Annotated in this window: 10 protein-coding genes; 5 read left to right on the top strand and 5 right to left on the bottom strand. The window is 58.6% G+C overall.

Annotation, left to right across the window (positions count from 1 at the left end; translation table 11 throughout):
* Nucleotides 1-18 precede the first annotated feature (18 nt).
* The 3 genes from ACR0MP_RS17395 (at nucleotide 19) to ACR0MP_RS17385 (ending at nucleotide 4,563) form a co-directional block, all read left to right on the top strand.
* Nucleotides 19-2,835 (top strand): molybdopterin oxidoreductase family protein, encoded by a 2,817-nt coding sequence (locus ACR0MP_RS17395; RefSeq protein WP_480887370.1) that lies wholly within the window; start codon nucleotides 19-21, stop codon nucleotides 2,833-2,835.
* A gap of 91 nt (nucleotides 2,836-2,926) precedes the next feature.
* Nucleotides 2,927-3,676 carry a 4Fe-4S dicluster domain-containing protein gene (locus ACR0MP_RS17390; RefSeq protein WP_170406588.1) on the top strand — a complete coding sequence of 250 codons (750 nt, stop codon included), beginning with the start codon at nucleotides 2,927-2,929 and terminating at the stop codon, nucleotides 3,674-3,676.
* A complete protein-coding gene (locus ACR0MP_RS17385; protein ID WP_170406593.1) occupies nucleotides 3,676-4,563 on the top strand; it encodes a DmsC/YnfH family molybdoenzyme membrane anchor subunit in 888 nt (295 codons plus the stop codon). Before ACR0MP_RS17390 ends, ACR0MP_RS17385 begins: the two co-directional genes overlap by 1 nt.
* 134 nt (nucleotides 4,564-4,697) lie before the next feature.
* On the opposite strand, the gene dapA is transcribed toward ACR0MP_RS17385, so the two are convergent.
* Nucleotides 4,698-5,570 (bottom strand): 4-hydroxy-tetrahydrodipicolinate synthase, encoded by an 873-nt coding sequence (gene dapA, locus ACR0MP_RS17380; RefSeq protein WP_170406596.1) that lies wholly within the window; start codon nucleotides 5,568-5,570, stop codon nucleotides 4,698-4,700.
* A gap of 123 nt (nucleotides 5,571-5,693) precedes the next feature.
* Here dapA and ACR0MP_RS17375 point away from each other — a divergent pair, with 123 nt between their 5' ends.
* Nucleotides 5,694-7,667 carry a transglycosylase SLT domain-containing protein gene (locus tag ACR0MP_RS17375; RefSeq protein ID WP_480887372.1) on the top strand — a complete coding sequence of 658 codons (1,974 nt, stop codon included), beginning with the start codon at nucleotides 5,694-5,696 and terminating at the stop codon, nucleotides 7,665-7,667.
* Here the strand turns inward: ACR0MP_RS17375 and ACR0MP_RS17370 are convergent.
* Entirely contained in the window at nucleotides 7,641-8,510 is an 870-nt protein-coding gene (locus ACR0MP_RS17370) for a DMT family transporter (protein WP_480887374.1), read from the bottom strand. The genes ACR0MP_RS17375 and ACR0MP_RS17370 overlap by 27 nt on opposite strands.
* Nucleotides 8,507-9,172: a tRNA (5-methylaminomethyl-2-thiouridine)(34)-methyltransferase MnmC2 gene (gene mnmC2, locus ACR0MP_RS17365; protein WP_480887376.1), complete on the bottom strand. Its 666-nt coding sequence runs from the start codon at nucleotides 9,170-9,172 to the stop codon at nucleotides 8,507-8,509. The genes ACR0MP_RS17370 and mnmC2 overlap by 4 nt, the downstream gene beginning before the upstream one ends.
* A 55-nt stretch (nucleotides 9,173-9,227) precedes the next feature.
* Here mnmC2 and ACR0MP_RS17360 point away from each other — a divergent pair, with 55 nt between their 5' ends.
* Nucleotides 9,228-10,262: an NAD(P)/FAD-dependent oxidoreductase gene (locus ACR0MP_RS17360; RefSeq protein WP_480887378.1), complete on the top strand. Its 1,035-nt coding sequence runs from the start codon at nucleotides 9,228-9,230 to the stop codon at nucleotides 10,260-10,262.
* Here the strand turns inward: ACR0MP_RS17360 and ACR0MP_RS17355 are convergent.
* A complete protein-coding gene (locus ACR0MP_RS17355) occupies nucleotides 10,254-11,066 on the bottom strand; it encodes an HTD2 family dehydratase (protein ID WP_480887380.1) in 813 nt (270 codons plus the stop codon). The genes ACR0MP_RS17360 and ACR0MP_RS17355 overlap by 9 nt on opposite strands.
* 45 nt (nucleotides 11,067-11,111) lie before the next feature.
* A complete protein-coding gene (locus ACR0MP_RS17350) occupies nucleotides 11,112-11,654 on the bottom strand; it encodes an NADPH-dependent FMN reductase (RefSeq protein WP_480887381.1) in 543 nt (180 codons plus the stop codon).
* Nucleotides 11,655-11,724: the final 70 nt, after the last annotated feature.

Here is an 11,724-nt window from a genome sequence, read left to right as displayed (position 1 = left end):
GCCACAGGGAGAGACAGCGTGAATCAACAACCGAACCTCAACCTATCCCCACCCGTGTCAGACGAGATCCGCCGGACTACATGCTACATGTGTGCCTGCCGCTGCGGTATCAACGTGCACATGAAGGATGGGAAGGTCGCCTATATCGAAGGCAATCGGGATCATCCGGTAAACAAGGGCGTTCTCTGCGCCAAAGGCAGCGCGGGGATTATGCAGGTGAACGCCCCGTCGCGCCTACGCGCACCGCTCAAACGCGTCGGCCCGCGTGGGTCTGGCGAGTTCGAAGAGATCAGTTGGGACGAGGCGCTCGAGATCGCTGTCGGTTGGCTAAAACCGATCCGCGAAGACAACCCTGAGAAACTGGCCTTTTTCACCGGCCGTGATCAGAGCCAGAGCTTCACCAGTTTCTGGGCACAGAATTTCGGCACCTGTAACTATGCGGCCCATGGCGGGTTCTGTTCGGTCAACATGGCAGCCGGTGGCATCTACACGATGGGCGGTGCATTCTGGGAGTTCGGTCAGCCCGACTGGGATCACACCAAGCTGTTCATGCTGTTCGGCGTTGCAGAAGACCACGACAGCAACCCGATTAAAATGGGCATCGGCAAGATCAAGGCGCGCGGTGCCCGGGTGATTGGGGTAAATCCGATCCGCTCGGGCTATAACGCCGTGGCAGATGATTGGGTCGGCATCACCCCCGGTACCGATGGCCTGTTCATCTTGTCGATGATCCATGTGCTGATGAAGGCAGGCAAAATCGATCTGGATTACCTAAGTCGCTACACCAACGCGCCGGTCCTGATCAACGTATCCGACGGTCCGGAAAAGGGTCTGTTCCTGAAAGACGATGACGGCAAGCCATTGGTCATCGACCGCAATACCGGCAAGCTGACTGCTTTCGACACCCCCGGCGTCCGCCCTGACCTATCAGCGACCTACGAAAAGGACGGTGTCACCCACCGCCCCGTCTTCCACCACATGGCAGAACGGTATCTGGCGGATGAATACGCCCCCGAGGCAATCGCAGAAAAATGCGGCGTACCAGCGACCCGCATTCGCGCGATTGCTGGCGAGCTCGCCCGTGTGGCCTTTGATGAAGCGTTCGAACTGGACCATGAATGGACCGATTTCCGGGGCGAGAAACACTCGAAGATGATTGGTCGCCCCGTCGCGATGCACTCGATGCGCGGCGTTTCGGCCCACGCGAACGGTTTCCAGACCTGCCGCGCCCTGCATGTGTTGCAGATCCTGCTTGGAACGGTCGAAGTCCCCGGCGGCTTCCGCTTCAAGCCGCCCTACCCCAAGCCAGTTGAGGCGCATCCGACTCCGCATTGTAAGGTGACTCCGAATACACCTCTGGACGGGCCGCATCTGGGGTTTGTTCGCGGCCCCGAGCATCTGGCGCTTAAAGAAGACGGCAGCCCGGCGCGGATCGACAAAGCGTTTACATGGGAAAACCCGATGTCCAGCCACGGGCTGATGCATATGGTGATCTCGAACGCACATGCGGGCGATCCCTACAAGATCGACACGTTGTTCATGTACATGGCGAACATGTCCTGGAACTCGACCATGAACACCAAGGGTGTCATGGAGATGCTGACGGACAAGGATGAGAACGGCGACTACGTGATCCCGCATATCATCTATTCCGATGCTTATTCCTCGGAAATGGTGGCCTATGCCGACCTTATCCTGCCCGACACAACTTATCTGGAACGACACGACTGTATCTCGCTGCTGGACCGCCCGATCTGCGAGGCCGAGGCAGCGGCAGACGCGATCCGTTGGCCGGTGATTGAACCCGACCGCGACGTACGCGGCTTCCAGTCGGTGCTGATTGATCTGGCCAATCGCATGGATCTGCCCGGCTTTACCAACGATGATGGCAGCGCCAAGTGGACGGATTACGCCGACTATATCGTCAACCACGAACGTAAGCCGGGCATTGGACCGCTTGCCGGTTTCCGGGGCGAAAACGGCGACAAGGAAGGTCGTGGCGAGGTTAACCCCAACCAATTGAACCAATACATCGAGAATGGTGGCTTCTATGTCGCGCATATTCCCGAAGGTGCGGATTACTACAAACCTTGGAACACTGCCTATCAAGACTGGGCTGTGGGCATGGGTATCTATGACAGCCCACAGCCCTATCTATTCCAGCTCTATTCCGAGCCGATGCGTAAATTCCAACTGGCCGCCGAAGGCTACGGGGAACGCCAGCCCCCAGATCACCTGCGCGCGCAGATCCAAGATACAATGGACCCCCTGCCCATTTGGTACGAAACCGATCAGACCAGCAATGAAGGTTTCACCGTCAACGCTCTGACCCAGCGGCCAATGGCGATGTATCATAGTTGGGGCACACAAAACGCCTGGTTGCGTCAGCTGCATGGGCGCAACCCGCTATACGTCCCGACCAAGCTGATGCGTGAACACGGGCTGCAAGACGGCGATTGGGCCAAAGTCAGCTCTCCACATGGCGAGATCACGGTACCCGTCATGGAGATGGCTGCGCTGAACAACAATACCGTGTGGACTTGGAATGCCATCGGAAAGCGCAAAGGGGCCTGGGCCTTGCAGAAAGACGCCCCCGAGGCCACCAAGGGTTTCCTGCTCAACCACCTGATCCACGAGCTGCTGCCCCCCAAAGGTGACGGCCTGCGCTGGGCAAACTCTGATCCGATCACCGGTCAGGCCGCCTGGTTCGATCTGAAGGTAAAAATCGAAAAGGCCGCCGCTCCAAGCGATGCTGAAAGCCAGCCAGAATTCGCTCCAATCAAATCGCCGGTCGGGCAGGGGCCAAAGGATTTGGCCTGGAAGGTGGGCAAATGACCCGATCCGTTCTTCATCTGGCTATAAATATCTCGGGGTCTGGGGCAGAGCCCCAGCCCGCCCTGACCACAATCGCAGAGGCAAGGCAGTCATGACCCAGCTCCCCCAATCAACCGAACGCAAGATGGGTCTGGTCATTGATCTGGACACCTGCGTTGGCTGCCATGCCTGCGTCATTTCATGCAAAGGCTGGAACACCGAAAACTACGGCGCGCCACTGTCGGATCAGGATGCTTATGGTGCTGACCCTTCAGGCACCTTCCTGAACCGGGTGCACTCTTACGAGGTGCAACCCGCCGAAGGGCATGCCCAATTGATCCACTTCCCAAAATCCTGCCTGCATTGTGAAGACGCACCCTGCGTGACCGTCTGCCCCACCGGTGCCAGCTACAAGCGGGTCGAGGACGGAATCGTTCTGGTCAACGAAAATGACTGCATCGGCTGCGGCCTGTGCGCGTGGTCCTGCCCCTATGGCGCACGCGAACTGGATCAGGCCGAAGGCGTTATGAAGAAATGCACGCTTTGCGTCGATCGGATTTACAACGAGAACCTACCCGAGGTGGATCGTGTGCCCTCTTGTGTGCGCACCTGCCCGGCAGGTGCCCGACACTTTGGCGATCTCGGCGACCCTGACAGCGATGTCAGCAGGTTGGTCGCCGAGCGTGGCGGCATGGATCTGATGCCTGAACAGGGCACCAAGCCCGTCAACAAGTACCTGCCGCCCCGACCCAAGGACAAAATTGAGGAGCAGATTGACATCCTAGCCCCTCTGCTGGCCCCGGTCGCCGAAGAGCCCAAGGGTTTCCTCGGCTGGCTCGACAAGACCCTGGAGAAGCTCTGATGCACCCGGCACCTTCCGTTATCATCTTTACCACCCTGTCCGGCCTCGGATTTGGACTCTTGTTCTTCCTGGGGCTCGGCATACCTGACGTCTCGGGCTGGGTCGCGTTTGTGTTTTTCGCAATTGCCTATGGCTTGTCCGTCGGAGGTTTGCTCGCGTCGACCTTCCACCTCGGCCACCCCGAGCGCGCCTGGAAAGCCTTCACCCAGTGGCGCTCAAGCTGGCTCAGCCGCGAGGGCTGGTGCGCGGTCATCGCGCTGCTCGTCATGGGGCTTTATGCTATTGGTGCGGTCTTTCTAGGCCAACGCTGGGGTGTGCTGGGCTGGATCGGGGCGGCATTCTCGCTGGCCACGGTCTTCACCACATCGATGATCTACACGCAGCTCAAGACCATCCCTCGCTGGAACATGAACCTGACACCGGCCATGTTCTTGTCGTTCAGCATTGCAGGCGGTGCTTTGTTGGCCGGAGCGGAAGCGCTTGCCCCTTGGTTGCTGGCTATTGCCGGCGCTGTACAGCTTGCCTATTGGGCCAAGGGCGACGATGCGTTGTCCCGATCGGGAACCACGCTCGCAACCGCGACAGGGCTTGGTGAGCGAGGCGCTGTCCGCGCATTTGAACCACCTCATACAGGTACAAACTATCTGCTGCGTGAGTTTGTGCATGTTGTCGGTCGGAAGCATGCGCAGAAACTACGGATGATATCCTTTGGTCTGGCTTTTGTGCTGCCTTTACTGCTGATCCTGCTCCCCGTCTCAGGTGTTCTGATCAAGCATGTCTTCGCGCTGGTGGCGGTGCTGTCGCATCTCACCGGCGTCGCTGTTTCACGCTGGTTGTTCTTCGCGCAAGCAGAGCATGTGGTTGGGTTGTACTACGGCAAGCGTTGATGGGGGCTCTGCCCCCGTCGCGGCAAGCCGCGCCTCCCCCGAGGTATTTCTAGCCAGATGAAATTTGGATCCCGAATTAAAGAAAGGGCGGCGCTCGATCTTCGAGGCCGCCCTTACGAGTCCGTGTATTGATTTCAGATTAATCCAGCATGCGCCATTGCTGCTTCGATAGCGGCTTTGGTGCTGTCTTCCAGCTCGGTCAGAGGCGAGCGCACTTCGGTGCTACACAGGCCAAGTTTGCTGAGCGCGTATTTTGCACCAACCAGACCGGGCTCGATGAAGATCGCTTCGTGCAGGGGCATCAGGCGGTCCTGATACTCCAGCGCCATTTCGTAGTCGCCATTCAGCGTTGCCTGCTGGAATTCAGCACAGAGCTTCGGAGCCACGTTTGCGGTGACCGAGATGCAGCCCACTCCGCCATGAGCGTTGAAGCCCAGTGCTGTGGCGTCTTCACCGGATAGCTGGCAGAAATCCGCACCACAGCTTGCACGCTGCTGGCTGACGCGCGCCAGATCTCCGGTCGCGTCCTTGACCCCGATGATGCGCGGCAGTTTCGCCAGCTCACCCATCGTTGCAGGAGTCATGTCGATGACCGAACGACCCGGGATGTTGTAGATGATGATCGGGATATCGGCACTGTCATGCAGAGTTTGGAAATGCGCCAGCAGCCCCTTCTGGGTCGGCTTGTTGTAATAGGGGGTTACGACCAGCGCCGCATCCGCACCGATTTTTTGCGCAAACTGAACAAACCGAATTGCCTCGACAGTATTGTTGGAGCCCGCGCCTGCGATGACAGGCACGCGACCTGCTGCAGCCTTCACCACTTCGGCGATAACCGTTTCATGTTCTTCATGGCTGAGGGTCGGGCTTTCGCCGGTCGTACCAACCGGAACCAGACCGGTCGAACCTTGCTGTATTTGCCATTCCACCAGGTGTTTGAGCGTTTCCAGGTCCAACGCGCCGTTGCTGAACGGGGTGACCAGGGCTGGCATTGAGCCTTTAAACATGGAACGCTCCTTAGGTGTTTTTTGCGCACCGGTCTGTCACGATTAAGGGTTTGTGAGTTGATCCCGGCGGCGCAAGGTTTATCCTGCATGGCTGTATCCTTGGTTTGTTGGGGAATGCAAGGGATGAGACGTATTCTGTCGCTTGGAATAGCGATGATTCTTGCGCTAATGCTACAGCCGCATGCCACTCGTGCGGATGCGACGCAGGATTTGCGCGCGGGGCTCTATGAGATGCGCAAGGGCGATTGGAATGCCGCGCTGCGCGTTGCAGGCCAGCGTGGATCGGTGGCGCGGGACATTATTGTCTGGCATTGGCTACGCGAAGGTTTTGGCAGCTCGGGCGATGTGCTGGTGTTTCTTGAGCGGCGCCCGGATTGGCCCGGTTTGGCCTGGCTGCGCCGTAAGAGCGAGCCATCATTCACCGGGGCCGATCCGAATCGAGCTCTGAAATTCTACGAAGGGATGCCACCGCAAACAGCAGAAGGTGCTTTGAATTATGCCGTGGCCTTGAAAAGCCAAGGCCGCAATGGTGAAGCAGAAGCCGACGTCGTAACCGCGTGGCGAACCATGCCGATGGGGTCGGGCCTACAAAAGGATTATCTTGAGAACTTCGGGAAGCTTCTGAGACCACATCACGAGGCCAGGTTGGATCGGATGTTGTGGGATGGGCATCTGGTCAGCGCCGGGCGGATGCTGCCCCTGGTCAACTCTGAGCAGCGCAAACTGGCCGAGGCGCGCATTGCCCTGCAAAAGCGCGAAAACGGAGTGGACGGCAAAATCGCCGCAGTGCCGGAATCACTGGCCAAAGACCCTGGCCTGGCATTTGATCGTTTCGTGTGGCGGGATCGCAAAGAACTGGACGACAGCGCCATTGATCTGATGTTGGCACGCTCGACCGGACCAAAATCGCTGGGTGAACCCGACAAATGGGCGGAAGGGCGACGCAGACTGGCACGTCTTGAGATGCGAACGGGAGATGCCGAACGCGCCTATGCGATTGCCGCCAATCACCACATGACCCCCGAAATGGGCTATGGCTATGCTGATTTGGAGTGGCTCTCGGGATTTCTGGCGCTGCGCAAGCTGAATGATCCGGCCACGGCGGTGCGGCATTTCCAGAATTTCTCGGAGGCGGTGCAATCGCCGATTTCGAAGGGTCGCGGTGGATATTGGCTGGGCCGCGCCTATGCGGCGCAGGGGGATGCTGACAAGGCGCACGAGGCTTATGCCGAAGGCGCGAACTATCAGACCTCGTTCTACGGGTTGCTGGCGGCGGAACAAATCGGCCGTCCGTTTGACAGCGAATTGGCCAACCCACGCCGCGCGCCGCATTGGAAACAAGCCGCATTCGCTGACTCAAGCGTGTTGGAGGCTGGATTGCTGTTGCAGCGCGCAGGAGAGGGAAACCTTTCAGAACGGTTTCTTACCCATTTGGTGGAAGGTCTCGATCAAACCCAGGCCGCTCAGCTGGGTGACCTGGTGATCGAACTGAACGAACCGCATCTGGCCGTCATGATCGCCAAGCGCGCGGCAACAACCGGTGTTGTTTTGCCTGCCGCTTATTACCCAGTGCACCCGGTCGCAGATATGGGACTTCCCATGGCGAAGGAAATGACGCTGGCAATTGCCCGACGCGAAAGTGAGTTCGATCCGGTAGTCATCAGTGGCGCAGGCGCGCGCGGTTTGATGCAGGTCATGCCCGCTACCGCCAAACTTGTGGCTCAGGATTTGGGTATTCTGGGTGGCCATAAAACCGCGCGCCTAACCTCGGACTGGCAATATAACGCAAAGCTGGGGGCGAATTATCTTGCAACGCTTGCAGAGGATTTCAACGGCAATGTCGTGATGATGGCCGCTGGATATAACGCGGGGCCAAGACGGCCGATTTCTTGGATGGAACGCTATGGCGACCCGCGCCGGGGCCAGGTGGACGTGATCGACTGGATTGAGACCATTCCTTTCAAGGAGACGCGCAACTATGTCATGCGTGTCGCCGAAAGCCTGCCGGTCTATCGCGCTCGGCTTGGGCAGCCAGCTTTACCAGTGCCATTCTCAAAGGAACTAACCGGTTCAACCCTTTCGTCGTTCGCGCCATAAGGTGAACAGGCCCGCAGCGATCACCAAAGCTGCGCCCAGAACAACCTCGGGGCGCAGGGTCTCGTGGAAGATCGTGATGCCGAGAATTGCGCTCCACATCAGATGGAAATAGGCAAAGGGTTGCACGGCGCTGGCCTCGGCCATTTCGTAGCACTTAATCAATAGCCAGTGTCCCAGAGCGCCTGCGATGCAAAGCAACCCCATCCAAAACCAATCGCTGCTGGCCATGGGTTCCCAAAACCAGACACCGACAGCAGTCATTGCGACTGCACCAGCCACCCCAGTCCAGAAAAAACTGGTCGCGGTACTGTCCCGCCGAGCCGCATACCGTGTCAGCAGGCCATAAATCGCGAACATAAACGCCGAGATCAGCGGGATCACAGCCCAAGGGTTGAACACACCGGCACCGGGCTGCAGGATGATCAACACCCCGATGCAGCCGACCCCGATGGCAGCCCAGCGACGCCAGCCGACTTTCTCACCCAGAACCGGGCTGCTGAGGGCAGCGATCAGCAGCGGATAGCTGATGAAAACGGCCTGGCTTTCAATCAAGCCCAGAATGGTAAAGCTGAAAACGGCGACACAAATTTCTGCGGCCAGTAACACACCCCGGAATATCTGGAGTCCCAACTGGCTGGTTTGCGCCGCCGCCCGCAAACCTCCGCTAGATCTCGCAGCCAGAGCAATCACGAATGCGGCAAAGAACCAGTACCGGATCATCACCACCATATACGTATTGTAGGTACCGGCCAGATGGCGCGAAATCCCATCCTGCAAAGCAAACACGATCGTCGCGCTGACCATAAGCGCTATACCGGCGTTGACGTTGTTCTTCTGGCTCATTGCTTCACCGCCCGGGTCATGTGCCGTTTACGGCCAAAGCCGGGGCTGCGGGTAACATCAAAACCTGCGTCGGATAGGCCCCGACGCACGAAACCCGCGGCAGTATAGGTTGCCGCTGTACCGCCTTGGATCGTGTGCTCCGCCACCTGCTGCATCAGGTCAGCCTCCCACAGCTCGGGGTTTTTTGCGGGTGAGAAGCCATCCAAAAACCACGCATCTGCCTCACCTGCCCATGTGGGCAAGGTCTGGCGCGCGTCTCCGACGTTGACCTCAAGATGCAACGTGTCCAGCACGCATTTCTGCCCATTCCATGTTTTCAGAAAGCGATCGGCCCACGGTGTCATCTCGGGGAAGGCGGCTAAAGCACGCGCCATATCGTCAGGCGCCATCGGAAAGGCCTCGAAGCTGGTGAACCGTAAAGGTGTAGTCTGCCCTGCTGCTTCCCACGCCGACCACGCGGTCAACAGATTCAGGCCGGTGCCAAAGCCTAGTTCAGCGATGTGAAACCCCGGTACAAAGCGCGTTGGCAGATCGTTGCCTGCCAGAAACACATGACGCGTTTCCTCTAACCCGTTCTGCAACGAGTAATAGGGGTCATCGAACCGATCCGAGACCGGGATCTGGTCTTCCGACCAAGTAAGTTCGGCACGCTGGTCTGCCATCGGGGAATCCTGTAGCTAAGCGGCGCGACACTGAACAACGAAAAGGGGATTGGCAATGGTCGATGTGACGGTGCGGGGCGCAGGAATATTTGGCCTCTCCATCGCCTGGACCTGCGCACGGCGCGGCGCGAAGGTTCAGATCGTCGATCCATTTGGTCCGGGCGCGGGGTCCAGTGGAGGGCTTGTTGGCGCGCTGGCCCCACATGTGCCCGAAAACTGGAACACCAAAAAGGCGTTCCAGTTTGAAAGTTTAATCATGGCTGAACCGTTCTGGAAACAGGTCGAGGCCACCGGTGGTGTGTCGCCCGGCTACGCACGTCTTGGGCGTCTGCAACCCATACCAGACGCACGCGGTTTGGAGCTGGCCCAAGCGCGTGAACAAACAGCTGCAACACTCTGGCAGGGTCAGGCTAATTGGCGCGTCCGGTTTATAGATCAGATTGGTGCCTGGTGCCCACCCAGCCCGACGGGATATGTCGTCCACGATACGCTAAGCGCGCGCATGCACCCAAGGCGTGCCTGCGTGGCGCTGGTGGCCGCGCTTGCCGTAATGGGAGTAGAAGTTACCGCCGAAGCGCCCGACAAGGGACAAGTCGTACACGCCACTGGACTTGCGGGTCTGCAAGAGCTCAGCAAGGCGTTTGGCAAGACAATCGGTAACGGCGTGAAAGGACAGGCAGCGTTGCTGCGATTTGATGCGGGCGACGTACCACAGTTGTTTGCCGATGCCGTTCACATCGTGCCTCATGCCGATGGTACGTTGGCCATTGGCTCGACATCAGAACGCGAATACGACGATCCGACCAGCACAGATGCCGCTCTGGACGATGTACTGGACCGCGCCATGCGTGCCGTGCCGGTCCTGCACGGGGCGGAAGTGATCGAACGCTGGGCCGGTGTCCGCCCCCGCAGTAAAAGCCGCGCGCCGATGCTGGGCGCGCATCCCCTGCACAAAGGGCAGTTTATCGCCAATGGGGGATTCAAGATCGGTTTTGGTATGGCACCGAAGGTGGCCGAGGTCATGGCCGAGTTGATGCTGGTAGGGCGCGATAGAATCCCGCAGGATTTTCTGCCCGAAGCTTCACTCTGATTGCGGTATTGCCTTGGCTGACATGCATTGTCGGCCTCCGGGTCCACGCACCCAAAACTCCTGACCGTTCCGACACAGGGTCGCCGTTTCGAAATGCATCAGCGGCGACGACGCGCGAAATTTAAACTCTGCCAAGGGTCCCAAAAGATCCGTTGCGAACAACATGAGGAATTGAGCCAGCAGAGGCCCATGGACGACCAGCCCGGCATAGCCTTCCACGTCTCGCGCATAGTCGAGATCGTAATGTATCCGGTGTCCGTTGAACATTAGCGCCGAATAGCGGAACAGCAGGGTTGTATCAAATTCAACACTGCGGTGATCCAACTCATCCGTTCGGGCCATCGGAACTTTTGGAGCCGGTGCGTTTGATGAGGGATCTTCTCGATAAACCAGATCCTGCCATTCGGTCACGCTCAGCGCGCCCTTTTGCCAAATCTCGTGACGTAGGGTGACAAATGCCAACGGTCCGCTACGTCCTGTCTTTGCCACGGCGCTTTCTCTGACCGTCCGACGCTCGGCTGCGACCCCTGCCACAAAGGGCTGATGAAACTGCAGTCGCCCACCTGCCCACATGCGCCTTGGTAGTCCCATATCGGGGATCAGACCTTGGCCTACCCGCGGATGTCCATCACGCCCAAGATCGCTCGGCACATGCGGCGACCAGAAATAGAGCTGATGAAAGAAGGGAGGGAGTACTGAGCCTGCCTCAATCGTCGGTTCCTGCCCCAATGCTACCTGCAGTGCAGCCGCTCGGGCAGGATCTACGACATCGGCCTGAGTCTCGATCTGGTCTTGATCCTTCATCCGCATAACCTAGAAGTTGCGGTACAGACCGGCAAGCAAAGAGGATTAAAACCCGGCCTCTGCCCGCAGCTTCTGCATCAGGTTATGCAGCGTATGCTCGTAGCGGTCGTTAGACAGCCGCCCGTCTGCATCAAATTCATTCGAACTGTCCGCCAAGTGAAGCTCGGGACCTTGCAGAATGCGTGGCTGAAAGGGGACCATGAAGGACCGCAAGATCATTTGCGCCCGCTCCCCCCCGGCCCGGCCCGCAGCCGCAGACATGACGGCGAGCGGTTTATCCATCCATGGTTTGCCTTTCGTCCGGCTGACCCAGTCCAGCGCGTTTTTTAGAACACCCGAAGGCCCTTTGTTGTATTCCGGCGTTGATATGATCACCGCGTGGGCCTGGGCAATCTGATCGGCCAAATCCTGCACGGCTTCGGGGATGCCTTCGCCAACTTCGAGATCGCCGTCATAAAGCGGCAGATTGAGATCAGCCTCAATGAATGTGCCGGGTTCGAACAGGCGTGCAGCTTCGCGCAGCAATTTACGGTTGGTCGCATCCTGCCGTAGCGAGCCGGAAAGGCCAAGAAGGATCGGTTGGGACATGGGGAAACTCCGCTTTGGTGTTTCCCCTTAGTTATCCCGAGACACCATCGAACCAAAGGCCCGATGACGC

Source organism: Ruegeria sp. K3 (genome assembly GCF_056531845.1).
The sequence above is the reverse complement of the archived record's forward strand: the minus strand, read 5'-3'. Positions and strand labels throughout refer to the sequence as shown.

Excerpts from the sequence above, each read along its gene's own strand:
- ACR0MP_RS17375 (WP_480887372.1), top strand. The coding sequence starts at position 5,694 with ATGAGACGTATTCTGTCGCTTGGAATAGCGATGATTCTTGCGCTAATG.
- ACR0MP_RS17370 (WP_480887374.1), bottom strand. The coding sequence starts at position 8,510 with ATGAGCCAGAAGAACAACGTCAACGCCGGTATAGCGCTTATGGTCAGC.
- dapA (WP_170406596.1), bottom strand. The coding sequence starts at position 5,570 with ATGTTTAAAGGCTCAATGCCAGCCCTGGTCACCCCGTTCAGCAACGGC.
- ACR0MP_RS17385 (WP_170406593.1), top strand. The coding sequence starts at position 3,676 with ATGCACCCGGCACCTTCCGTTATCATCTTTACCACCCTGTCCGGCCTC.
- ACR0MP_RS17355 (WP_480887380.1), bottom strand. The coding sequence starts at position 11,066 with ATGAAGGATCAAGACCAGATCGAGACTCAGGCCGATGTCGTAGATCCT.
- ACR0MP_RS17350 (WP_480887381.1), bottom strand. The coding sequence starts at position 11,654 with ATGTCCCAACCGATCCTTCTTGGCCTTTCCGGCTCGCTACGGCAGGAT.
- ACR0MP_RS17390 (WP_170406588.1), top strand. The coding sequence starts at position 2,927 with ATGACCCAGCTCCCCCAATCAACCGAACGCAAGATGGGTCTGGTCATT.
- ACR0MP_RS17360 (WP_480887378.1), top strand. The coding sequence starts at position 9,228 with ATGGTCGATGTGACGGTGCGGGGCGCAGGAATATTTGGCCTCTCCATC.
- mnmC2 (WP_480887376.1), bottom strand. The coding sequence starts at position 9,172 with ATGGCAGACCAGCGTGCCGAACTTACTTGGTCGGAAGACCAGATCCCG.